Annotated in this window: 34 protein-coding genes; 33 read left to right on the plus strand and 1 reads right to left on the minus strand. The window is 62.9% G+C overall.

What is annotated here, in order from left to right:
- The first annotated feature begins 323 nt into the window (after positions 1-323).
- The 33 genes from rpsL to WHZ77_RS13575 all read left to right on the plus strand — a co-directional run bounded on the left by rpsL (position 324) and on the right by WHZ77_RS13575 (position 20,876).
- A complete protein-coding gene (gene rpsL / locus WHZ77_RS13415) occupies positions 324-695 on the plus strand; it encodes a 30S ribosomal protein S12 (protein WP_007603006.1) in 372 nt (123 codons plus the stop codon).
- Between the two features lie 15 nt (positions 696-710).
- Complete coding sequence (gene rpsG / locus WHZ77_RS13420; RefSeq protein ID WP_041748231.1) at positions 711-1,181, plus strand: 30S ribosomal protein S7; 471 nt, start codon at positions 711-713, stop codon at positions 1,179-1,181.
- A gap of 33 nt (positions 1,182-1,214) precedes the next feature.
- Entirely contained in the window at positions 1,215-3,287 is a 2,073-nt protein-coding gene (fusA, locus tag WHZ77_RS13425) for an elongation factor G (protein ID WP_375314085.1), read from the plus strand.
- Between the two features lie 40 nt (positions 3,288-3,327).
- Positions 3,328-4,518 (plus strand): elongation factor Tu, encoded by a 1,191-nt coding sequence (tuf, locus tag WHZ77_RS13430; RefSeq protein WP_008136415.1) that lies wholly within the window; start codon positions 3,328-3,330, stop codon positions 4,516-4,518.
- An 84-nt stretch (positions 4,519-4,602) separates the two neighbouring features.
- Complete coding sequence (gene rpsJ, locus WHZ77_RS13435) at positions 4,603-4,911, plus strand: 30S ribosomal protein S10 (RefSeq protein ID WP_002712302.1); 309 nt, start codon at positions 4,603-4,605, stop codon at positions 4,909-4,911.
- A gap of 53 nt (positions 4,912-4,964) precedes the next feature.
- Positions 4,965-5,678 (plus strand): 50S ribosomal protein L3, encoded by a 714-nt coding sequence (gene rplC, locus WHZ77_RS13440; RefSeq protein ID WP_015685401.1) that lies wholly within the window; start codon positions 4,965-4,967, stop codon positions 5,676-5,678.
- Position 5,679: 1 nt separating this feature from the next.
- Positions 5,680-6,300, plus strand: a complete 621-nt coding sequence (gene rplD / locus WHZ77_RS13445; RefSeq protein WP_375314086.1) for a 50S ribosomal protein L4 — start codon at positions 5,680-5,682, stop codon at positions 6,298-6,300.
- Positions 6,297-6,599: a 50S ribosomal protein L23 gene (locus tag WHZ77_RS13450; protein ID WP_011088149.1), complete on the plus strand. Its 303-nt coding sequence runs from the start codon at positions 6,297-6,299 to the stop codon at positions 6,597-6,599. Before rplD ends, WHZ77_RS13450 begins: the two co-directional genes overlap by 4 nt.
- A gap of 12 nt (positions 6,600-6,611) precedes the next feature.
- Positions 6,612-7,445 (plus strand): 50S ribosomal protein L2, encoded by an 834-nt coding sequence (gene rplB, locus WHZ77_RS13455; protein WP_007611609.1) that lies wholly within the window; start codon positions 6,612-6,614, stop codon positions 7,443-7,445.
- Positions 7,446-7,457: 12 nt separating this feature from the next.
- On the plus strand, positions 7,458-7,736 hold the full coding sequence (gene rpsS, locus WHZ77_RS13460) for a 30S ribosomal protein S19 (RefSeq protein WP_008136357.1): 279 nt from the start codon (positions 7,458-7,460) through the stop codon (positions 7,734-7,736).
- A gap of 10 nt (positions 7,737-7,746) precedes the next feature.
- A complete protein-coding gene (rplV, locus tag WHZ77_RS13465) occupies positions 7,747-8,133 on the plus strand; it encodes a 50S ribosomal protein L22 (RefSeq protein WP_008136353.1) in 387 nt (128 codons plus the stop codon).
- Positions 8,134-8,151: 18 nt separating this feature from the next.
- Positions 8,152-8,877 (plus strand): 30S ribosomal protein S3, encoded by a 726-nt coding sequence (gene rpsC / locus WHZ77_RS13470; RefSeq protein ID WP_151649651.1) that lies wholly within the window; start codon positions 8,152-8,154, stop codon positions 8,875-8,877.
- A 30-nt stretch (positions 8,878-8,907) separates the two neighbouring features.
- Entirely contained in the window at positions 8,908-9,321 is a 414-nt protein-coding gene (gene rplP, locus WHZ77_RS13475; protein ID WP_008136349.1) for a 50S ribosomal protein L16, read from the plus strand.
- 5 nt (positions 9,322-9,326) lie between these two features.
- Positions 9,327-9,533: a 50S ribosomal protein L29 gene (gene rpmC / locus WHZ77_RS13480; protein ID WP_151649652.1), complete on the plus strand. Its 207-nt coding sequence runs from the start codon at positions 9,327-9,329 to the stop codon at positions 9,531-9,533.
- Between the two features lie 13 nt (positions 9,534-9,546).
- Positions 9,547-9,795: a 30S ribosomal protein S17 gene (gene rpsQ, locus WHZ77_RS13485; protein ID WP_007603028.1), complete on the plus strand. Its 249-nt coding sequence runs from the start codon at positions 9,547-9,549 to the stop codon at positions 9,793-9,795.
- A gap of 84 nt (positions 9,796-9,879) precedes the next feature.
- The gene (gene rplN, locus WHZ77_RS13490) at positions 9,880-10,248 is read left to right on the plus strand and encodes a 50S ribosomal protein L14 (RefSeq protein WP_007603030.1); all 369 of its coding nucleotides are present in this window, start codon (positions 9,880-9,882) and stop codon (positions 10,246-10,248) included.
- Positions 10,248-10,562 carry a 50S ribosomal protein L24 gene (gene rplX / locus WHZ77_RS13495; protein WP_008549245.1) on the plus strand — a complete coding sequence of 105 codons (315 nt, stop codon included), beginning with the start codon at positions 10,248-10,250 and terminating at the stop codon, positions 10,560-10,562. Before rplN ends, rplX begins: the two co-directional genes overlap by 1 nt.
- Positions 10,555-11,112, plus strand: coding sequence for a 50S ribosomal protein L5 (gene rplE, locus WHZ77_RS13500; RefSeq protein WP_375314087.1), 558 nt, complete (start codon positions 10,555-10,557; stop codon positions 11,110-11,112). Before rplX ends, rplE begins: the two co-directional genes overlap by 8 nt.
- Positions 11,113-11,158: 46 nt before the next feature.
- A complete protein-coding gene (gene rpsN, locus WHZ77_RS13505) occupies positions 11,159-11,464 on the plus strand; it encodes a 30S ribosomal protein S14 (protein WP_015685406.1) in 306 nt (101 codons plus the stop codon).
- 14 nt (positions 11,465-11,478) lie between these two features.
- The gene (gene rpsH, locus WHZ77_RS13510) at positions 11,479-11,877 is read left to right on the plus strand and encodes a 30S ribosomal protein S8 (protein WP_015685407.1); all 399 of its coding nucleotides are present in this window, start codon (positions 11,479-11,481) and stop codon (positions 11,875-11,877) included.
- Positions 11,878-11,893: 16 nt separating this feature from the next.
- Entirely contained in the window at positions 11,894-12,427 is a 534-nt protein-coding gene (gene rplF, locus WHZ77_RS13515; protein WP_015685408.1) for a 50S ribosomal protein L6, read from the plus strand.
- A gap of 11 nt (positions 12,428-12,438) precedes the next feature.
- Complete coding sequence (rplR, locus tag WHZ77_RS13520) at positions 12,439-12,801, plus strand: 50S ribosomal protein L18 (RefSeq protein WP_007603036.1); 363 nt, start codon at positions 12,439-12,441, stop codon at positions 12,799-12,801.
- A gap of 44 nt (positions 12,802-12,845) precedes the next feature.
- Complete coding sequence (rpsE, locus tag WHZ77_RS13525; RefSeq protein WP_015685409.1) at positions 12,846-13,436, plus strand: 30S ribosomal protein S5; 591 nt, start codon at positions 12,846-12,848, stop codon at positions 13,434-13,436.
- Between the two features lie 24 nt (positions 13,437-13,460).
- Positions 13,461-13,655 (plus strand): 50S ribosomal protein L30, encoded by a 195-nt coding sequence (gene rpmD, locus WHZ77_RS13530; protein ID WP_011088137.1) that lies wholly within the window; start codon positions 13,461-13,463, stop codon positions 13,653-13,655.
- Between the two features lie 75 nt (positions 13,656-13,730).
- On the plus strand, positions 13,731-14,216 hold the full coding sequence (rplO, locus tag WHZ77_RS13535) for a 50S ribosomal protein L15 (RefSeq protein ID WP_151649655.1): 486 nt from the start codon (positions 13,731-13,733) through the stop codon (positions 14,214-14,216).
- 148 nt (positions 14,217-14,364) lie between these two features.
- Positions 14,365-15,696, plus strand: a complete 1,332-nt coding sequence (gene secY / locus WHZ77_RS13540; RefSeq protein WP_015685412.1) for a preprotein translocase subunit SecY — start codon at positions 14,365-14,367, stop codon at positions 15,694-15,696.
- A gap of 277 nt (positions 15,697-15,973) precedes the next feature.
- Positions 15,974-16,855, plus strand: coding sequence for an adenylate kinase (locus tag WHZ77_RS13545; protein ID WP_375314719.1), 882 nt, complete (start codon positions 15,974-15,976; stop codon positions 16,853-16,855).
- A 187-nt stretch (positions 16,856-17,042) separates the two neighbouring features.
- Complete coding sequence (gene rpsM / locus WHZ77_RS13550; RefSeq protein WP_014494511.1) at positions 17,043-17,411, plus strand: 30S ribosomal protein S13; 369 nt, start codon at positions 17,043-17,045, stop codon at positions 17,409-17,411.
- A gap of 123 nt (positions 17,412-17,534) precedes the next feature.
- Entirely contained in the window at positions 17,535-17,924 is a 390-nt protein-coding gene (rpsK, locus tag WHZ77_RS13555; RefSeq protein ID WP_007603045.1) for a 30S ribosomal protein S11, read from the plus strand.
- Between the two features lie 111 nt (positions 17,925-18,035).
- Complete coding sequence (locus WHZ77_RS13560) at positions 18,036-19,067, plus strand: DNA-directed RNA polymerase subunit alpha (protein WP_375314088.1); 1,032 nt, start codon at positions 18,036-18,038, stop codon at positions 19,065-19,067.
- A gap of 120 nt (positions 19,068-19,187) precedes the next feature.
- Positions 19,188-19,604, plus strand: coding sequence for a 50S ribosomal protein L17 (gene rplQ, locus WHZ77_RS13565; RefSeq protein WP_212345931.1), 417 nt, complete (start codon positions 19,188-19,190; stop codon positions 19,602-19,604).
- A gap of 74 nt (positions 19,605-19,678) precedes the next feature.
- Positions 19,679-19,915 carry a hypothetical protein gene (locus WHZ77_RS13570; RefSeq protein ID WP_375314089.1) on the plus strand — a complete coding sequence of 79 codons (237 nt, stop codon included), beginning with the start codon at positions 19,679-19,681 and terminating at the stop codon, positions 19,913-19,915.
- 172 nt (positions 19,916-20,087) lie between these two features.
- Positions 20,088-20,876 (plus strand): SDR family NAD(P)-dependent oxidoreductase, encoded by a 789-nt coding sequence (locus WHZ77_RS13575; RefSeq protein ID WP_375314090.1) that lies wholly within the window; start codon positions 20,088-20,090, stop codon positions 20,874-20,876.
- Positions 20,877-20,990: 114 nt separating this feature from the next.
- On the opposite strand, the gene WHZ77_RS13580 is transcribed toward WHZ77_RS13575, so the two are convergent.
- Complete coding sequence (locus tag WHZ77_RS13580) at positions 20,991-22,004, minus strand: zinc-binding alcohol dehydrogenase family protein (protein ID WP_375314091.1); 1,014 nt, start codon at positions 22,002-22,004, stop codon at positions 20,991-20,993.
- Between the last annotated feature and the right edge of the window lie 43 nt (positions 22,005-22,047).

The raw sequence follows: 22,047 nt of genomic DNA on the forward strand, positions 1-22,047 counted from the left end.
CAGGCACCAACCTCGACGAATGCCGCTCAAACGCTGTCGATCATAGCTAGGCAATGCCAGTGCGATTTTAGTTCTCTTGAGCTCGCTCTCTTGAGATCGAATTCGGATGCATGACCTCGGTGCGCAGGCCACGGCTTTATGCCGATTGGCCTGAAAACTGCGGTCCTCTGTGGCGTCGTAACGCTTTCCGCTCAGTGATGGAGTGGTTGGCGCAATTTCGCTTTGTGCGGTTTGTTCTGCACGAAGTGGCCTCGTCGGGCAGGGAGCTCGAAAGAATTTGCGGACCCGAAAGGGGCCGCGGCAGAAAAAGGGTGAAGGCCAGAATGCCGACGATCAACCAGCTGATCGCTCAACCGCGGGAAGTGCAGAAGTCGCGCAAGAAGGTGCCGGCGCTGCAGCAGTCGCCGCAGAAGCGTGGTGTTTGCACGCGTGTCTACACCACGACCCCGAAGAAGCCGAACTCGGCGCTTCGTAAGGTTGCCAAGGTGCGCCTGACCAACGGCTTCGAGGTGATCGGCTACATCCCCGGCGAGGGCCATAACCTCCAGGAGCACTCGGTGGTCATGATCCGCGGCGGCCGCGTCAAGGATTTGCCCGGCGTTCGCTACCACATCCTCCGCGGCGTTCTGGATACCCAGGGCGTCAAGAACCGTAAGCAGCGTCGTTCGAAGTACGGCGCCAAGCGTCCGAAGTAAGCGGGAACCAGCTCCATGTCTCGTCGCCACTCAGCGGAAAAGCGCGAAGTTCTCCCGGATCCGAAGTTCGGGAACATCATCGTCACGAAGTTCATGAACTCGGTGATGTACGCCGGCAAGAAGTCGGTCGCGGAAGGCATCGTTTACGGTGCGTTCGGTCTCATCGAAGCCAAGACCAAGCAGAGCCCGCTCGGCGTGTTCGAGCAGGCGCTCGAGAACGTCATGCCGACGATCGAGGTTCGCTCCCGCCGCGTCGGCGGCGCGACCTACCAGGTTCCGGTCGAGGTTCGCTCGGTGCGCCGTCAGGCGCTGGGCATTCGCTGGCTGATCTCGGCTGCGCGCGAGCGCAACGAGAAGACGATGACCGAGCGGCTCTCTGCCGAGCTCCTGGATGCGTCGAACAATCGTGGCAACGCCGTCAAGAAGCGTGAAGACGTGCACCGGATGGCGGAAGCCAATCGTGCCTTCTCGCACTATCGCTGGTAACGGCGACACACTCGGACTCGCAAGGAACGACCTATGCCCCGCCAACATGCCATCGAAGACTACCGTAACTTCGGTATTATGGCGCATATCGACGCCGGCAAGACCACGACGACCGAGCGCATCCTGTATTACACGGGCAAGAGCCATAAGATCGGCGAAGTGCACGAAGGTGCCGCGACGATGGACTGGATGGAGCAGGAGCAGGAGCGTGGCATCACGATCACGTCGGCTGCGACCACCGCGTTCTGGGCCGGCAAGCGTCTGAACATTATCGACACCCCCGGCCACGTCGACTTCACCATCGAAGTCGAGCGTTCGCTGCGCGTGCTCGACGGCGCCGTCTGCGTGCTCGACTCGAACCAGGGCGTCGAACCCCAGACCGAGACCGTCTGGCGCCAGGGTGACAAGTACAGGGTTCCGCGGATCGTCTTCGCCAACAAGATGGACAAGACTGGCGCTGACTTCTTCAAGTGTCTGGCCGACATCGTCGACCGTCTCGGCGCCAAGCCGATCGCGATCCAGCTTCCGATCGGTGCCGAGAACAACTTCAAGGGTCTCGTCGACCTTGTGAAGATGAAGGGCATCGTCTGGAACGACGAGTCGCTCGGCGCAAAGTTCGATTATGTCGACATTCCGGAAGACCTCGTCGACCAGGCCAAAGAATACCGCGAGAAGATGGTGGAAGCCGCCGTCGAGCTCGACGACGAGGCTTTGGCTGCCTTCCTCGACGGCAACGAGCCGGACGAAGCGACGCTGAAGCGGCTGATCCGCAAGGCGGTGCTGACCGGTGCGTTCTATCCCGTGCTGTGCGGCTCGGCCTTCAAGAACAAGGGCGTGCAGCCGCTGCTCGACGCCGTCGTCGACTACCTGCCGTCGCCGATCGACGTGCCCGCGATCAAGGGCACCGACGACCGTGGCAACGAGGTCGTGCGCAAGGCCGACGACAAGGAGCCGCTCGCGCTGCTCGCGTTCAAGATCATGGACGACCCGTTCGTCGGCACCATCACCTTCTGCCGCATCTACTCCGGCGTCCTGCAGAGCGGCACCGGCGTCGTGAATTCGACGCGTGAGAAGAAGGAGCGCATCGGGCGCATGCTGCTGATGCATGCGAACAACCGCGAAGACATCAAGGAGGCCTATGCCGGCGACATCGTCGCGCTGGCCGGCCTGAAGGAAGCGCGCACCGGTGACACGCTGTGCGATCCCGACAAGCAGGTGATCCTCGAGAAGATGGAATTCCCCGAGCCGGTCATCGAGATCGCGATCGAGCCGAAGTCCAAGGCCGACCAGGAAAAGCTGGGCGTGGCTCTGGCCAAGCTCGCCGCGGAGGATCCGTCCTTCCGCGTGTCGACCGACCAGGAGTCCGGCCAGACCATCCTCAAGGGCATGGGCGAACTCCACCTCGACATCAAGGTCGACATCCTCCGTCGTACCTACAAGGTCGACGCAAACATCGGCGCGCCGCAGGTGGCGTTCCGTGAGCGCGTCACCAAGAAGGCCGAGGTCAAGTACACCCACAAGAAGCAGACCGGCGGTACCGGTCAGTTCGCGGAAGTGTCGATCGTGGTCGAGCCGAACGAGCCCGGCAAGGGCTACGAGTTCGAGTCCAAGATTGTCGGCGGTGCGGTTCCGAAGGAATACATCCCCGGCGTCGAAAAGGGCCTCAACAGCGTGATGAGCTCTGGCGTGGTCGCGGGCTTCCCCGTGGTCGACGTCAAGGTTCAGCTCGTCGACGGCAAGTACCACGACGTCGACTCGTCGGCGCTCGCCTTCGAAATCGCATCGCGCGCGGCGTTCCGCGAAGCGCTGCAGAAGGGCAAGTCCGTCCTGCTTGAGCCGATCATGAAGGTCGAAGTGGTGACCCCGGAAGACTATACCGGCTCGGTCATTGGCGACCTGAATTCGCGGCGCGGTCAGATCCAGGGTCAAGACATGCGCGGCAACGCCAACGTCATCAACGCGATGGTGCCGCTCATGAACATGTTCGGTTACGTGAATAACCTGCGCTCGATGAGCCAGGGTCGCGCAACCTTCACCATGCAATTCGACCACTACGCAGAAGCGCCGGCCAACGTGTCGGCAGAAGTCCAGAAGAAGTTTGCCTGATTGTCGTCGGTCTAGAGCTGACGATTGAACGGAGAGTCAAATGGCCAAAGCAAAGTTTGAACGTAACAAGCCGCACTGCAACATCGGCACCATTGGTCACGTCGACCATGGCAAGACGTCGCTGACCGCGGCGATCACCAAGGTCCTCGCCGAAGCCGGCGGCGCGACGTTCACCGCGTACGACCAGATCGACAAGGCGCCGGAAGAGAAGGCGCGCGGCATCACCATCTCGACCGCGCACGTCGAGTACGAGACGCCGAACCGGCACTACGCCCACGTCGACTGCCCCGGCCACGCCGACTACGTGAAGAACATGATCACCGGTGCCGCCCAGATGGACGGTGCGATCCTGGTCGTGTCGGCCGCTGACGGTCCGATGCCGCAGACCCGCGAGCACATCCTGCTCGCCCGCCAGGTCGGCGTGCCCGCGCTCGTCGTGTTCCTCAACAAGTGCGACATGGTCGACGATCCGGAACTGCTCGAGCTCGTCGAGCTCGAAGTTCGCGAGCTGCTCTCGAAGTACGACTTCCCGGGCGACAAGATCCCGATCATCAAGGGCTCGGCGCTCGCCGCTCTCGAAGATTCCGACAAGAAGCTCGGCCACGATGCCATCCTCGAGCTGATGAAGAACGTCGACGAATACATCCCGCAGCCGGAGCGTCCGATCGACCAGCCGTTCCTGATGCCGGTTGAAGACGTGTTCTCGATCTCGGGCCGCGGCACCGTCGTGACCGGCCGTGTCGAGCGCGGCATCGTCAAGGTCGGCGAGGAAATCGAGATCGTCGGTCTCCGCGCGACCCAGAAGACCACCGTCACCGGCGTCGAAATGTTCCGCAAGCTGCTCGATCAGGGCCAGGCCGGCGACAACATCGGTGCGCTGCTCCGCGGTACCAAGCGCGAGGACGTCGAGCGCGGCCAGGTGCTGTGCAAGCCGGGTTCGGTCAAGCCGCACACCAAGTTCAAGGCTGAGGCGTACATCCTCACCAAGGAAGAGGGCGGTCGCCACACTCCGTTCTTCACCAACTACCGTCCGCAGTTCTACTTCCGCACCACCGACGTGACCGGTGTCGTGCATCTGCCGGAAGGCACCGAGATGGTGATGCCGGGCGACAACATCGCGATGGAAGTGCACCTGATCGTGCCGATCGCGATGGAAGAAAAGCTCCGCTTCGCGATCCGCGAAGGCGGTCGCACCGTCGGCGCCGGCGTCGTCGCCTCGATCATCGAGTAATCACGCGATAGGGAATGGCGAGTGGCGAGTGGATGAAATCCATTCGCTGTTCGCTACTCGCCACTCACTAAGAAAGACACGGCAATGAACGGCCAAAACATTCGTATCCGTCTCAAGGCGTTCGACCATCGTATCCTCGATACGTCGACCCGCGAGATCGTGAACACGGCGAAGCGCACCGGCGCGCAGGTCCGCGGACCCATTCCGCTGCCCACCCGCATCGAGAAGTTCACCGTCAACCGTTCGCCTCACGTCGACAAGAAGAGCCGTGAGCAGTTCGAGATGCGCACCCACAAGCGCCTGCTCGATATCGTCGATCCGACCCCGCAGACTGTCGATGCTTTGATGAAGCTCGACCTGGCCGCCGGTGTCGACGTCGAGATCAAGCTCTAAGATTTTTGGATCACGTTCGCGACTAGCGGACAGAAAGAACAGGAAGCACGCCGATGCGCTCCGGAGTGATCGCACAAAAGGTCGGGATGACGCGGGTCTTTACGGAGGCCGGCGAACATATCCCCGTGACCGTGCTGAAGCTCGGCAATTGCCAGGTCGTAGGCCACCGCACTGAAGAGAAGAACGGTTACGTCGCGCTCCAGCTTGGTTCTGGCAGCCGGAAGACCGTGTACTTGCCCAAGGCCGAGCGCGGCCAGTTCGCGGTCGCCAAGGTCGAGCCGAAGCGGCAGGTCGAGGAATTCCGCGTCTCCGCGGATGCCATGATCCCCGTTGGCGCCGAGATCCTCGCCGATCATTTCGTCGTCGGCCAGTTCGTCGACGTCACCGGCACCTCGGTTGGTAAGGGCTTTGCCGGCGGCATGAAGCGCTGGAACTTCGGCGGTCTTCGCGCCACGCACGGTGTGTCGGTCTCGCACCGTTCGATCGGTTCGACCGGTGGTCGTCAGGACCCCGGCAAGACCTGGAAGAACAAGAAGATGCCCGGCCACATGGGTGTCGATCGCATCACCACGCTCAACCTTCGAGTCGTTCAGCTCGATGTCGAGCGCGGCCTGATCCTCGTCGAAGGCGCCGTTCCCGGCTCCAAGGGCGGCTGGATCCGCGTGCGCGACGCCGTCAAAAAGCCGCTGCCGAAGGAAGCTCCGAAGCCCGGCAAGTTCAAGGTTGCTGGCGATGCGGAAGCCGCCCCGGCTGCGCAGGAGGCGTGAGATGGAATTGAAGGTCACGACCCTCGAAGGTAAGGAAGCCGGCTCGGTCCAGCTTTCCGACGCCATTTTCGGCCTTGAGCCGCGCCAGGACATCATTGCGCGTTGCGTGCAGTGGCAGCTCAACAAGCGTCAGGCCGGCACCCACAAGGCCAAGGGCCGCGCCGAGATCTGGCGTACCGGCAAGAAGATGTACAAGCAAAAGGGCACCGGCGGTGCTCGTCACGGCTCGGCCCGCGTGCCGCAGTTCCGCGGCGGCGGTCGTGCCTTCGGTCCGGTGGTGCGTTCGCACGCCACCGACCTGCCGAAGAAGGTCCGCGCGCTTGCTCTCAAGCATGCGCTGTCGGCCAAGGCCAAGGACGGCGATCTCCTGGTGATCGACAAGGCTGCGCTGGAAGCCGCCAAGACCAAGGCGCTGCTCGGTCACTTCTCGGGCCTCGGCTTGACCAACGCGCTGATCATCGATGGTGCCGAGCTCAACAACGGCTTTGCCGCTGCGGCCCGCAACATCCCGAACATGGATGTGCTGCCGGTCCAGGGCATCAACGTCTATGACATCCTGCGCCGTCGGAAGCTTGTTCTGACCAAGGCCGCCATCGATGCGCTGGAGGCGCGCTTCAAATGACGAAGAACATCGAGCCTCGCCATTACGACGTGATCGTCGCTCCGGTCGTCACCGAAAAGGCGACGTTGGCGTCCGAGCACAACAAGGTCCTGTTCAAGGTGGCCGCGAAGGCGACCAAGCCGCAGATCAAGGAAGCGATCGAGAAGCTGTTCGACGTCAAGGTCAAGAGCGTGAACACGCTGGTCCGCAAGGGCAAGACCAAGGTCTTCCGCGGCAATCTCGGTTCGCAGTCGAACACCAAGCGCGCGATCGTGACCCTCGAAGAGGGCCACAGGATCGACGTCACCACCGGTCTGTAAGGTCGTACGACGATGGCACTGAAGACATTCAATCCCACGACGCCGGGCCAGCGCCAGCTGGTCATGGTCGATCGTTCGGCCCTGTACAAGGGCAAGCCGGTCAAGGCGCTCACCGAAGGCAAGCACTCCTCGGGCGGTCGCAACAACACCGGTCGCATCACCGTGCGCTTCCGCGGCGGCGGTCACAAGCGGACGCTTCGTACCGTCGACTTCAAGCGCGACAAGGTCGATGCGCCCGCCACGGTCGAGCGGCTGGAGTACGATCCGAACCGGACCGCGTTCATCGCGCTGGTGAAGTACGAGGACGGCACCCAGGCCTACATCCTGGCGCCGCAGCGCCTGGCCGTCGGCGATTCCGTGGTTGCCGGCAACTATGTCGACGTGAAGCCGGGCAACGTGATGCCGCTCGGCAACATGCCGGTCGGCACGATCATCCACAACATCGAGGTCAAGATCGGGAAGGGCGGCCAGCTCGCCCGTTCGGCTGGTACCTACGCCCAGCTCGTCGGCCGCGACCAGGATTACGTGATCATCCGCCTGAACTCGGGCGAGCAGCGCCTGGTGCACGGCCGTTGCCGCGGCACGATCGGCGCGGTGTCGAACCCGGATCACATGAACACCTCGATCGGCAAGGCCGGCCGCAACCGTTGGCTGGGCCGCAAGCCGCATAACCGCGGCGTTTCGATGAACCCGATCGACCATCCGCACGGCGGTGGTGAAGGTCGCACCTCAGGCGGTCGCCACCCGGTTACTCCGTGGGGCAAGCCAACCAAGGGCAAGAAGACCCGCAGCAACAAGTCGACCAACAAATTCATTCTCCTAAGCCGCCACAAGCGGAAGAAGTAAGGAACGACGGACATGGTTCGTTCAGTCTGGAAAGGCCCGTTCGTCGAGGGTTCTCTGCTCAAGAAGGCAGATGCCGCGCGCGCGTCCGGCCGTCACGACGTCATCAAGATCTGGAGCCGTCGTTCGACGATCCTGCCGCAGTTCGTTGGTCTGACCTTCGGTGTCTACAATGGTCAGAAGCACGTCCCGGTGGCCGTCAACGAGGAAATGGTCGGTCACAAGTTCGGCGAGTTTTCGCCGACCCGGACCTTCCATGGCCACTCCGGGGACAAGAAAGCCAAGAAGGCTTGAGGATTAAACGATGAGCAAACCTAAGCGCGAACGGAGCCTCGCCGAGAACGAGGCCAAGGCGGTCGCCCGGATGCTGCGGGTGAGCCCGCAGAAGCTCAACCTGGTCGCCCAGCTCATTCGCGGCCGGAAGGCGGCTGCTGCGCTCGCCGATCTGCAGTTTTCGCGCAAGCGGATCGCGGTCGACGTGAAGAAGTGCCTGGAATCGGCTATCGCCAACGCCGAGAACAACCACGACCTCGACGTCGACGATCTCGTCGTGGCGCAAGCCTTCGTCGGCAACGGTCTCGTGATGAAGCGCTTTGCCGCCCGTGGCCGTGGCCGTTCGGGTCGCGTCTACAAACCATTTTCGCAGCTGACGATCATCGTTCGTCAGGTCGAAGCCGAAGCAGCGGCCTAAGGGACGCAGGAGCACACGATGGGTCAAAAGATCAATCCGATCGGTCTGCGTCTCGGCATCAACCGGACCTGGGATTCCCGCTGGTTCGCCGGCAAGCAGGAATACGGCAAGCTGCTGCATGAGGACGTCAAGATCCGCGAGATCCTGCACAAGGAGCTCAAGCAGGCGGCCGTCGCCCGCATCGTGATCGAGCGTCCGCACAAGAAGTGTCGCGTCACCATCCACTCGGCTCGTCCGGGCGTGGTGATCGGCAAGAAGGGCGCCGACATCGACAAGCTGCGCAAGAAGGTCGCGGACATTACCTCGTCCGACGTCGTCATCAACATCGTCGAGATCCGCAAGCCGGAGCTCGATGCGACGCTGGTGGCGGAATCGATCGCGCAGCAGTTGGAGCGCCGCGTGGCGTTCCGCCGCGCCATGAAGCGCGCCGTTCAGTCGGCGATGCGTCTCGGCGCGGAAGGCATCCGCATCAACTGCTCGGGTCGTCTGGGCGGTGCGGAAATCGCGCGCATGGAGTGGTACCGCGAAGGTCGCGTGCCGCTGCACACGCTGCGCGCCGACATCGACTACGGCGTTGCGACCGCGTTCACCACCTTCGGCACCTGCGGCGTCAAGGTCTGGATCTTCAAGGGCGAGATCCTCGAGCACGATCCGATGGCCCAGGACAAGAGAATGGCTGAAGGCGAGAGCAGCGGCGGTGGTGATCGTGGTGGCCGTGGGCGCCGCGACAACGCTGCGGCCTGAGCTGCACCAAGAATTTGAGGGCTTAAAGCCATGATGCAACCTAAGAAAACGAAGTTCCGGAAGGCGCATAAGGGCCGTATCCACGGCGTTGCGTCCTCGGGCGCGACGTTGGCGTTCGGCCAGTTCGGCCTGAAGGCGACCGAGCCTGAGCGCGTCACCGCGCGCCAGATCGAAGCCGCTCGCCGCGCACTGACCCGCCACATGAAGCGCGCCGGCCGCGTCTGGATCCGCGTGTTCCCCGACGTTCCGGTGTCGAAGAAGCCGGCCGAAGTCCGCATGGGCTCCGGCAAGGGTTCGCCGGAACTGTGGGTCGCGCGCGTCAAGCCGGGCCGGGTGCTGTTCGAGATCGACGGCGTCAACACCCAGACGGCGCGTGAAGCTCTGACCCTGGCGGCCGCCAAGCTGCCGATCAAGACGCGCTTCGTCGAGCGCATTGCGGAGTAATGGCCATGGCCCAGATGAAGATCGAAGACATCCGCGCGATGAGCCCCGACCAGCAGGATGACGCCATCCTGAACCTGAAGAAGGAGCGCTTCAACCTGCGCTTCCAGCGCGCCACCGGGCAGCTCGAGAACACCTCGCGCCTGCGCGAGGCTCGCCGCGACATCGCCCGCATCAAGACCATCGCCGCGCAGAAGCGCGCGAAAGAGAAGTAAGGGGCTCACGAATATGCCGAAACGTACTTTGCAAGGCGTGGTCGTCAGCGACAAGCAGGCCAAGACCATCGTGGTGCGCGTCGATCGCCGCTTCACGCATCCGATCTACAAGAAGACGATCCGCCGTTCGAAGAATTATCACGCGCACGACGAGAGCAACGAGTTCAAGCCGGGCGACATGGTGTGGATCGAGGAATCGAAGCCGATTTCGAAGTTGAAGCGCTGGGTCGTGATCCGGGGCGAACACAAGAAAAGCGCCTGATCTGTTGGCTTTAGCCGACTGACTTCAGGGAAATGTTGAGCGCCGGCTGGGCTGGCGCAAGAGAGAAGAGGACGAGGTGCATCAATGATTCAGATGCAGACCAACCTCGACGTGGCCGACAATTCTGGCGCACGCCGTGTCATGTGTATCAAGGTGCTCGGAGGCTCCAAGCGCCGCTACGCCACGATCGGCGACATCATCGTCGTCTCGATCAAGGAAGCGATTCCGCGTGGCAAGGTGAAGAAGGGCGACGTGATGAAGGCCGTCGTGGTGCGCGTCCGCAAGGACATCCGCCGCGCCGACGGTTCGGTCATCCGCTTCGACCGCAACGCCGCCGTCCTGATCAACAATCAGTCCGAGCCGGTCGGCACCCGTATCTTCGGGCCCGTGCCGCGCGAGCTGCGCGCCAAGAACCACATGAAGATCATTTCGCTCGCGCCGGAGGTGCTGTGATGGCCGCGAAGATCCGCAAGGGCGACAAGGTCGTCGTGCTGACCGGTCGCGACAAGGGTCGCACCGGCGAAGTGTTCGAAGTGCGTCCCGACGCCGGCACGGCGCTGGTGCGCGGCATCAACGTGGTCAAGCGTCACCAGAAGCAGACGCAGGCCCAGGAGGGCGGCATCATCTCGAAAGAGGCGCCGATCCAACTGTCCAACATCGCGTATGTCGGCAAGGATGGAAAGCCGACCCGCGTCGGATTCAAGATTCTGGCGGACGGCAAGAAGGTCCGCATCGCCAAGAGCTCGGGAGCTGAGATCGATGGCTGAGGCCGCTTACACGCCGCGCCTGCGCGCGGAATACGACGCGAAGATCCGCACGGAGATGACCGAGAAGTTCGGTTATGAGAACGTGATGCAGGTTCCGCGCCTGGACAAGGTCGTGCTGAACATGGGCGTTGGCGATTCCGTCAACGACCGCAAGAAGGCCGAGACCGCCGCCACCGAGCTGACCCAGATCGCCGGCCAGAAGGCGATCGTGACCTATTCGCGTATCGCGATCGCGACCTTCAAGCTGCGTGAAAATCAGCCGATCGGCTGCAAGGTCACGCTGCGCAAGGCCCGCATGTACGAGTTCATCGATCGCCTGGTGACAGTCGCGCTGCCGCGCGTCCGCGACTTCCGCGGCCTGAACCCGAAGAGCTTCGACGGCCGCGGCAACTACTCGCTCGGCATCAAGGAACACATCATTTTCCCCGAGATCGACTTCGACAAGGTCACGGAAGCCCGCGGTATGGACATCACCGTCTGCACCACGGCCAAGACCGACGAAGAGGCGAGGGCCTTGTTGACCGCTTTCAATTTCCCGTTCCGGCAGTGAGACGCTGACCCAAAGCCTCTCAAACGCGGATACCCAGGAGCCAAGCATGGCAAAGAAGAGTTCAATCGAGAAGAACAACCGGCGCAAGCGGATGACGAAGAACGCCGCTCCGAAGCGCGCGCGGTTGAAGGCGATCATCGCCGACAAGACGCTGCCGATGGAGGAGCGGTTCGCCGCCACCCTGAAGCTTGCGGAAATGCCGCGCAACTCGTCGGCGACCCGCATCCGTCTCCGTTGCGAGCTGTCCGGCCGTTCGCGCTCGAACTACCGCAAGACCAAACTGTCCCGCATCGCGATGCGCGACCTGGGCTCCAAGGGCATGGTCCCGGGCCTCGTGAAGTCCAGCTGGTAAGGAGGGTCGTTTAGATGTCTACGCACGATCCAATCAGCGATCTGATCACCCGTATCCGCAACGCGCAGATGCGCTCCAAGAGCAAGGTCTCGACGCCTGGTTCGAAGATGCGCGAGAACGTCCTCGAAGTGCTGAAGTCCGAGGGCTACATCCGCGGTTACGCCACGCTCGAGCATTCCTCGGGCCGCAGCGAGATCGAGATCGAGCTGAAGTATTTCGACGGCGAGCCCGTCATCCGCGAGATCGAACGTGTTTCCAAGCCAGGGCGTCGCGTCTACGCCTCGGTGAAGAACCTGCCGCGGGTCAACAACGGACTCGGCATTTCGGTGTTGTCGACGCCGAAGGGAATCATGGCCGACCACAGTGCGCGTGAAGCGAACGTGGGCGGTGAAGTTCTCTTCACGGTGTTCTGAGAAGGATTTTTGATCCATGTCACGAGTTGGCAAAAGGCCCGTTCCGGTTCCGTCGGGTGTGACCGCGACCGTCGATGGGCAGACCGTCAAGATGAAGGGGCCGAAGGGCCAGCTTCAGTTCGTCGTCCATGACGACGTCGAGGTGAAGCTCGAGAACGGCCAGGTCAAGGTGAACCCGCGGGTCGAGACCAATCGCGCGCAAGCGCTGTACGGTACCGCTCGCGCCCAGGTCGCGAATCTGGTCGAAGGTGTCACCAAGGGCTTCGAGAAGAAGCTCGAAATCACCGGCGTCGGCTATCGCGCCGCGTTGCAGGGCAAGAACCTGCAGCTCGCGCTCGGTTACAGCCACGACGTGGTCTATGCGATCCCGGAAGGGATCACGATCACCGTGCCGAAGCCGACCGAGATCACGGTGACCGGCAGCGACATCCAGCGCGTCGGCCAGGTCGCCGCCGAGATTCGCTCCTATCGTCCGCCGGAGCCCTACAAGGGCAAGGGCGTGAAGTATGTTGGCGAATTCATCTTCCGCAAGGAAGGCAAGAAGAAGTAACGGAGCCGGTCATGTCGAAAGCCAAGGTTACGAATGCCCGGCGCAAGCGGAGTGTGCGGTTGAAGCTGCGCCGCTCCGGTGGCGGCCGTCCGCGTCTGTCTGTGTTCCGCTCGTCCAAGCACATCTACGCCCAGGTCATCGACGACCTGAAGGGCGAGACGCTGGCCTCTGCCTCTTCGCTCGAGAAGTCGATGCGCGACGGCGGCAAGACCGGCGCCGACATCGATGCGGCGAAGGCGGTCGGCAAGCTGCTGGCCGAGCGCGCCGCCGAGAAGGGCGTCAAGGAAGTCGTGTTCGATCGCGGCAGCTACCTCTATCACGGGCGCGTCAAGGCTCTTGCCGACGCGGCGCGTGAGAGCGGGCTGAGCTTCTAACAGAATTTGAGGATTGAGGCGTAAGCCTCTGAAGGATTGGAAAAATGGCAGAACGCGAACAACGTGGTGGACGCGATCAACGCGGCGGACGTGACCGCCAGCAGCGCGAGGAGCGCGACAGCGAGTTCGTCGACAAGCTGGTCCACATCAACCGCGTGGCCAAGGTCGTCAAGGGCGGCAAGCGCTTCGGCTTCGCCGCGCTGGTCGTGATCGGCGATCAGAAGGGCCGCGCCGGGTTTGGTCACGGCAAGGCGCGCGAAGTGCCTGAAGCGATCCGCAAGGCCACCGAGTCCGCCAAGCGTAACCTGACGCGCGTGTCGCTGCGCGAGGGCCGTACGCTCCATCACGATATCGCCGGCCGTCATGGCGCGGGTCGTGTCTACCTGCGTGCAGCTCCGGCCGGTACCGGCATCATCGCGGGCGGCCCGATGCGCGCCGTGTTCGAGACGCTCGGCGTCCAGGACGTGGTGGCGAAGTCGATCGGCTCGTCGAACCCGTACAACATGGTTCGCGCCACCTTCGACGCGCTGAAGCATCAGGATTCGCCGCGTTCGGTCGCAGCCCGCCGCAACATCAAGGTGTCCACCCTCCAGTCCCGTCGCATCGGCGGTGACGCCGAGGCGGCTGCCGACTAACGGAAGCTTTCGGAGTAGACCATGATGGCCAAGGCCGCAAAGACGATCAAGCTCGAGCAGACCGGCAGCGCGATCCGCCGCCATCACTCGCAGCGTTCGACGCTGATCGGGCTCAAGCTCAACAAGATCGGTCGCACCAGCGAACTGCCGGACACCCCGGCTGTCCGCGGCATGATCGAGAAGGTTCACCATCTCGTTCGCATCGTCGACGAGAAGTAAGACAGAGCGCGTGATCCCGAAAACCGGTGATCGGTTCTCGGCAGAGATCATGCGCAAGAAACAAGGAGCAGGGCGATGAAGCTCAGCGATATCGCCGACAATGCCGGCTCGCGCAAGAAGCGTATGCGTGTCGGCCGCGGCATCGGTTCGGGCAAGGGCAAGCAGTCCGGCCGCGGCGGCAAGGGCCAGACCGCGCGTTCGGGCGTGCGCATCAAGGGTTTCGAAGGCGGCCAGATGCCGTTGCATCGCCGTCTGCCCAAGCGCGGCTTCACCAACATCTTCCGCGTCGAGTTCGCCGAGATCAACCTCGACCGGCTCCAGGATGCGGTCGATGCGAAGAAGATCGACACCGGCAGCGTCGTGAACGTCGAGGCCCTGGTGAAGGGCGGCGTGCTTCGTCGTGCCAAGGGCGGCCTGCGGCTGCTCGGCCGCGGCGAGCTCAAGTCCAAGCTCAACATCGAAGTCCACGGTGCCACCAAGGCCGCGATCGAAGCGGTCGAGAAGGCTGGCGGCTCGGTGAAGATCCTCGCCCCTGCCAAGGAAGAAGGCGAGGCGGCGTAACAACTGCGTCATTGGCCCGCGGCTCGCGGGCCTTTACGCATGCGGGACGTGGACTTATCGAAGCCGAGCCCCAGATAATGTCCGGCGTCCGCTACAGTAGCCCGGCCGCGGGCATGACGGCGCAATAGGCGGCGGGAGAAAGTCCAAGATGGCCTCTGCAGCGGAACAACTTGCAGCAAATCTCAATTTCGGTGCGTTTGCCAAGGCTGACGAACTGAAGAAGCGCATCTGGTTCACCCTGGGTGCGCTGCTGGTTTATCGGCTCGGGACCTATATTCCACTGCCCGGCATCGATCCCAACATCTGGGAGCAGGTGTTCCGTTCCCAGGCGGGCGGCATCCTCGGCATGTTCAACATGTTCGCCGGCGGCGGCATCCACCGCATGGCGATCTTCGCGCTGAACATCATGCCGTACATCTCGGCTTCGATTATCATCCAGCTTTTGACCACCGTCTCGCCGCAGCTCGAGGCGCTGAAGAAGGAAGGCGAGGCCGGCCGCAAGCTGCTGAACCAGTACACCCGCTATCTCACGGTCATCCTGGCCGCGTTCCAGTCCTACGGCATCGCGGTGGGTCTGGAGGGCGCCGGTAACGTCGTCAGCGACCCCGGCATGTTCTTCCGCCTCTCGACCGCGATCACGCTGACCGGCGGCACCATGTTCCTGATGTGGCTGGGCGAGCAGATCACCTCGCGCGGCATCGGCAACGGCATTTCGCTGATCATTCTCTCCGGCATCGTCGCCGAGCTGCCCGCGGCGCTCGCCAACATGCTCGAGCTCGGCCGTCAGGGCGCGATGTCAACCGGCCTGATCCTGGTCGTCATCATCATGGCGGTCGCCGTGATCGCCTTCATCGTGTTCGTGGAGCGCGCCCAGCGCCGGCTGCTGATCCAGTATCCGAAGCGCCAGGTCGGCAACAAGATGTTCGAGGGTCAGTCCTCGCATCTGCCGCTCAAGCTCAACACCTCGGGCGTGATTCCGCCGATCTTCGCGTCCTCGCTGTTGCTGCTGCCGACCACGGTGGCCAACTTCAACGCGGGCAGCGGACCGGAATGGTTCCAGTGGATCACGACGCAGCTCGGCCACGGCCGTCCGCTGTTCCTGATCATGTATCTCGCGCTGATCGTGTTCTTCGCGTTCTTCTACACCGCGATCGTGTTCAATCCGACCGAGACCGCGGACAATCTGAAGAAGCACGGCGGCTTCATTCCGGGCATCCGCCCGGGTGAGCGCACCGCGGAATATATCGACTACGTGCTGTCGCGCATCACCGTGCTCGGCGCGATCTATCTCGCCATCGTCTGCTTGATCCCCGAGATCCTGATCTCCTACGCCTCGGTGCCGTTCTACTTCGGCGGCACCTCGCTGCTGATCGTCGTCAGCGTCACCATGGACACGGTGGCACAGGTGCAGGGCTATCTGCTGGCCCATCAGTATGAAGGCCTGATCCGGAAGTCGAAGCTGCGCGGCCGCCGCCGCTAAGCGCGGCGTCCGGTCCGGCTTCCGACTCACATCGCCGATTCGCCGCGCACATGGCTGCGCGGCTTCCGCGAGGTGCGTGGACCTACCGTTCGGTCGCATCGGCAGAACTGCTCTGACTGCGACGCAATCACTGATTTCATAGGGGTTCTTGGCGACAGGGCATTTGCTCCCCTATGATATCGGTAGCAGTGCGGAGCCGATTGTGATTTGCACTGTTGTCGAACTTCAAACACAGGTGCGCGACGTATCGCTCACCAATCCGGGGGGGCGTACGCCGATGAGAATTATACTTCTGGGACCGCCGGGGTCGGGCAAGGGGACCCAGGCGCAGCTGATGGTGCAGCGCTATGGTATCGTCCAGCTCTCGACCGGCGAGATGTTGCGCGCGGCCGTCGCGGCGGGAACGCCGGTCGGTCTCAAGGCCAAGGAAATCATGGCCAGCGGTGGCCTCGTGCCCGACGACGTCGTAGTCGGAATCATCTCCGACCGCATCGACCAGCCGGATGCCAGAAACGGTTTCATTCTCGACGGCTTTCCGCGCACCGTGCCGCAGGCCGAAGCGCTGGATGAGCTGCTCAAGCAGAAGCATCTCAAGCTCGACGCCGTGATCGAGCTTCGCGTCAACGAGAGTGCGCTGCTGAGCCGCGTCGAAACTCGCGTGGCCCAGATGCGGGAGCGCGGGGAGGAGATCCGGGCCGACGACACTCCGGAGGTCCTGACCAAGCGTTTGGCCAGCTACCGCAACCAGACTGAACCGCTGATTCACTACTACTCGGAGCGGCGGAAGCTCTCGACCATCGACGGCATGATGGCGATCGACGAGGTCACCGGCGCCATCCACCGCCAGCTCGTGGCGCTCGGGGCGACCGAGCCCAAGGCGCGCGCCAAGAGCACGTCCAAGAGTGCTGCCAGGGCGGCACCCGCCAAGAAGGGGGCGGCGAAGGCCAAGACAACCAAGAAATCGGCGAAAACAGCCAAAAAACCTGCCAAATCCGCTAAAGAAGCGGCCAAGAAGGCTGTGAAGGGCACGAAGAAGGCGGCCAGGAAGACCGCCAAGAAGGTGGCGAAAAAGGCTGGCAAGAAGGCCCCGAAGAAGTCCGTCAAAAAGGGTGCCAAAAAGGCCGCAAAAAAGGTCACGAAAAAGCGAGCTAAGCGCTAGCAGCGGTTGACGAAAGCCCCCTGAATCCCCTAATAAGCCCCGCATCCAAGTCGGATAGTTTCAAACGATGCCGGGCCCCAGGAAGACCAGGGGTGGGCGTCGTGTTCGCGTTTGTGAACACCTGCCCGAGAAACCAAGCACTTAAAGACCGGTTCCTGACGAGGGATCGGCAACAGGAGAGAGAGCCGTGGCCCGTATTGCCGGCGTGAACATTCCGACCAACAAGCGCGTGCTCATCGCGCTCCAGTACATCCATGGCATCGGCCAGAAGATTGCCGGTGAGATCCTCGAGAAGGTAAAAATCCCCGAGGATCGTCGCGTCAATCAGCTCAGCGACGCCGAAGTGCTCCAGATCCGCGAAGTGATCGACCGCGACTATCTCGTCGAGGGCGATCTGCGTCGTGAGGTCGGCATCAACATCAAGCGTCTGATGGACCTCGGCTGCTATCGCGGCCTGCGCCATCGTCGCGGCCTGCCGGTGCGCGGTCAGCGGACCCACACCAATGCGCGCACGCGCAAGGGTCCGGCCAAGGCCATCGCCGGCAAGAAGAAGTAAGTTTTCGAATCATGATCACGGTGTGTGGCGAACCGGGGATGACCCGTCGCCACACGCCTTTCGTTCCACAGGTGTAGCCGCTGGCATTACGGCGGCGTTCGAGATCTCCAGGAAAGGTACTCAATGGGTAAGGAAGCCACCCGCGTTCGCCGTCGTGAACGCAAGAACATCGCCTCCGGCGTTGCTCACGTGAACTCCTCGTTCAACAACACGACCATCACCATCACCGATGCGCAGGGCAACACGATTGCCTGGTCTTCCGCCGGCACGATGGGCTTCAAGGGCTCGCGCAAGTCGACCCCGTACGCCGCGCAGGTTGCCGCCGAGGACGTGTCGAAGAAGGCGCAGGAGCATGGCATGCGTACGCTGGAAGTCGAAGTCGCCGGTCCCGGTTCAGGCCGCGAGTCGGCGCTCCGCGCGTTGCAGGCCGCGGGCTTCACCGTCACCTCGATCCGCGACGTGACCACGATCCCGCACAACGGTTGCCGTCCCCGCAAGCGTCGGCGCGTTTGATACCGAGTTGCGGGCGCATCGGCGCCCCCAATGACTTTTTGTAAAGCCGCGCGAATGATCCGCGGCCTTTCTCCAACGCCAGTGTCTGCACGCGCAGTTTGACTGGCCTGTATGGGTGAAACAGTGACGATCCAGAAAAATTGGCAAGAACTGATTCGGCCGAACAAGCTCCAGATTCAGCCTGGCAGCGACTCTCAGCGTTTCGCGACCATCGTCGCCGAGCCGCTCGAGCGCGGTTTCGGCCAGACCCTCGGCAACGCGCTGCGCCGCATCCTGCTCTCCTCGCTCCAGGGCGCGGCGGTGCAGTCGGTGCACATCGACGGCGTGCTGCACGAGTTCTCCTCAATCGCGGGCGTCCGTGAGGACGTCACCGACATCGTGCTCAACATCAAGGACATCTCGATCAAGATGCAGGGGGAAGGCCCCAAGCGCATGGTCGTGAAGAAGTCCGGCCCGGGCGTCGTCACCGCCGGCGACATCCAGACCGTGGGCGACGTCGTGGTGCTCAACCCGGACCTGCAGATCTGCACGCTCGACGAGGGCGCCGAGATCCGCATGGAGTTCACGGTCGCCACCGGCAAGGGCTACGTGCCCGCCGAGCGCAACCGTCCCGAGGACGCGCCGATCGGCCTGATTCCGGTCGACAGCCTGTACTCGCCGGTTCGCAAGGTCTCGTACAAGGTCGAGAACACCCGTGAGGGCCAGATCCTCGACTACGACAAGCTGACCATGACGATCGAAACCAACGGCGCGCTGACGCCGGATGATTCGGTGGCTTACGCCGCCCGCATCCTGCAGGACCAGCTCAACGTGTTCGTCAACTTCGAAGAGCCGCGCAAGGAAGTCGCCCAGGAGATCATCCCGGACCTCGCCTTCAACCCGGCCTTCCTCAAGAAGGTGGACGAGCTCGAGCTGTCGGTGCGTTCGGCCAACTGCTTGAAGAACGACAACATCGTCTACATCGGCGACCTCGTGCAGAAGTCGGAAGCCGAAATGCTCCGCACCCCGAACTTCGGCCGCAAGTCGCTGAACGAAATCAAGGAAGTGCTGGCCCAGATGGGTCTGCATCTCGGCATGGAAGTGCCGGGCTGGCCGCCGGAAAACATCGACGAGCTCGCCAAGCGCTTCGAGGATCACTACTGATCTGATCCCACAACAAGCGAAAGCGCGACTTCATCGCGCTTTCGCGGGCGAACGCAGGCAGCCCACCTGAGGAAAAGTCCGACGAACCGTCGCGACGAATCGAATTTAGGGAATACCAAAATGCGTCACGGCAAGGTTCATCGTAAGCTCAACCGCACCGCCGAGCATCGCCGCGCGATGTTCGCCAACATGTGCGCCGCGCTGATCAAGCATGAGCAGATCGTCACCACGCTCCCCAAGGCGAAGGAATTGCGCCCGATCGTGGAGAAGCTGATCACCCTCGGCAAGAAGGGCGGCCTGTCGATGCGCCGCCAGGCCATCTCCGAGATGCGCGACAAGGACCAGGTCAAGAAGCTGTTCGACACGCTCGCGCCCCGCTACAAGGACCGTCAGGGCGGCTACACCCGCATCATCAAGGCCGGCTTCCGCTACGGCGACAACGCCGCGATGGCCGTGATCGAGTTCGTCGATCGCGACGTCGATGCCAAGGGGCAGGACTCGGGTCCAGTGCAGGAGAAGGAAGCCGAGGCGGCGTAAGCCGGCCGGTCTCTGAGATTTCAGAAAGCGGCGCCCTTTGGGCGTCGCTTTTTTGTATGGCGCGGCGATATCTCATGCGGCGCATTGCGCATCTCTTCCAACCAGCGTCTGGATATCACCGGCGATCCAGTGGCCGGCCCTGCGGCTGGGGCGGGGCGGAAATCAAACGTGCGATTACGCAAGGCATCGCGTGCGATGGGCACAAGCTCAAGCCGCCGATGGCCTATGCTGCCTACGCCACCATGACGGCGCAGGATCTCGATGATCGTCGCCTTTCTCTGGACGCTGTCGGCGCGCTGACGGAATCGTAGGGTGGGCAAAGACGCGCTCTTCGCGCATCGTGCCCATCATTCGGTCCGCGTGTCGCGTTGGAGTGGTGGGCACGCTGCGCTTTGCCCGCCCACAGGCTCACGCCTGGGTGATGGGTGATTGAAGCCGTCGCACGGCGCACGATATCCGCTTCAACATCAATGGAGACGACGTATGAAGATCGACCTTTCCGGAAGGACCGCTCTCGTGACCGGCTCGACCGCCGGCATTGGCCACGCCATCGCCAAGGGCCTCGCCGGCTCAGGCGCCAGCGTGGTGATCAACGGGCGTAGCCAGGACAAGGTCGATGCGGCTGTGCGCAAGCTGGAAGGGGCCGGCGCGAAGGTCCGCGGCATCGCCGCCGACGTCTCGACCGCTTCGGGCTGCAAGGCGCTGGTCGCGGCGCTGCCGGAGGTCGACATCCTCGTCAACAATGCCGGCATCTTCGAGCCGAAGGACTTTTTCGACATTCCGGACGAGGACTGGACTCGCTTCTTCGAGGTCAACGTGATGAGCGGCGTGCGGCTGTCGCGCGCGTACATGCAGGGCATGCTCAAGCGCAATTGGGGCCGCATCGTCTTCATCTCCTCGGAGTCCGGGCTCAACATTCCCGTCGAGATGATCCACTACGGCATGAGCAAGACAGCCCAGCTCTCGGTCGCGCGCGGCCTCGCGCAGCTTACCCGTGGCACCGGCGTCACCGTCAATTCCGTGCTGCCGGGACCGACCATGTCGGAGGGCGTCGAGACCTTCGTGAAGGAAATTGCCAGGCAGAACGGCCAGTCGGTGGACGAGGCCGCGGCCAATTTCGTCAAGCAGCATCGCCCGAGTTCGCTGATTCAGCGATTTGCCAGCGTCGAGGAGATCGCCAACATGGTGGTCTATGTCGCGTCGAAGGAGGCGTCCGCGACCAACGGCGCAGCGCTGCGGGCCGAGGGCGGTATCGTCAATACGATTGCGTAGGCTGGGGATTGTAGGGTGGGCAAAGCGAAGCGTGCCCACCATTCTTACGACGCTCGTTGAGAAGAAGCTGGGCACGACGCAGATGCGCCCGTGCCCAGCCTACGGCATCTTTGCCTACCATCCCTCCAGCACGATCTTGCCACGCGACTTGCCACTCTCCAGCAGCGCATGCGCGCGCTTGAGGTTGGTGGCGTTGATCGTGCCAAAGGTTTGGTCGAGCGTGGTGCGCAGCACGCCCTTGTCGATGAGGTCGGCGACGTCGTTGAGCAGATGATGCTGCGCGATCATGTCGGCCGTCTGGAATGAGGACCGCGTGAACATCGACTCCCAGTGCACCGAGATCGCCTTGCCCTTGAAGGTGCTCATGGTGAACTCCGGGGGATCGTCGATCAGTCCGAACCGGCCCTGCGGTGCCATGAACTCGGCGATCGCCTTGTAGTGCTGGTCGGTGAAGGTGAGGCTCGCCACCAGCGCGATCGGCGGCAGCTTGAGCTTTTCGATCTGCTCCTTCATCGGCTTGCCATGATCGATCACCGCGTGCGCGCCGAGATCGAGGCACCATTTCTGCGACTCCGGCCGCGTCGCGGTCGCGAGCACCGTCAGCCCGGTGAGGCGGCGGGTGAGCTGGATCAGGATCGAGCCGACGCCGCCGGCGCCGCCGGTGATCAGCAGTGTGCGCGGATCGACGCTCTTGCCGGGCACCGCGCCGAGACGGTCGAACAGCAATTCCCAGGCGGTGATGGAGGTGAGGGGAAGGGCGGCGGCCTGCGCGAACGAGAGCGACTTCGGCTTGTTGCCGACGATGCGCTCGTCAACGAGATGGAATTCGGCATTGGTGCCCTGGCGCAGGATCGAGCCGGCGTAGAACACCTCGTCGCCCGGCTTGAACAGCGTCACGTCGGGCCCGACGGCGTCGACCACGCCGGCCGCGTCATAGCCCAGGATCTTGGTTTCGCCCTCGGGCGGGGCGGCGCGCTTGCGCACCTTGTAATCGACCGGATTGGCCGAGATCGCCTTCACGGCGACGCGGATGTCGCGCCCCTTGGGCTCGGGTTTTGCGGTTTCGAAATCGATCAGCGCATCCTGATCCTCGATCGGAAGCGACTTCTTGTAACCGACGGCCTTCATGGCTTGTCTCCATCAGATGGCGCGATAGCTTGTGACGTGCGCC

Origin of the sequence: Bradyrhizobium sp. A5 (assembly GCF_042076515.1) — a bacterium.
GTDB classification, from domain to species: domain Bacteria; phylum Pseudomonadota; class Alphaproteobacteria; order Rhizobiales; family Xanthobacteraceae; genus Bradyrhizobium; species Bradyrhizobium cosmicum.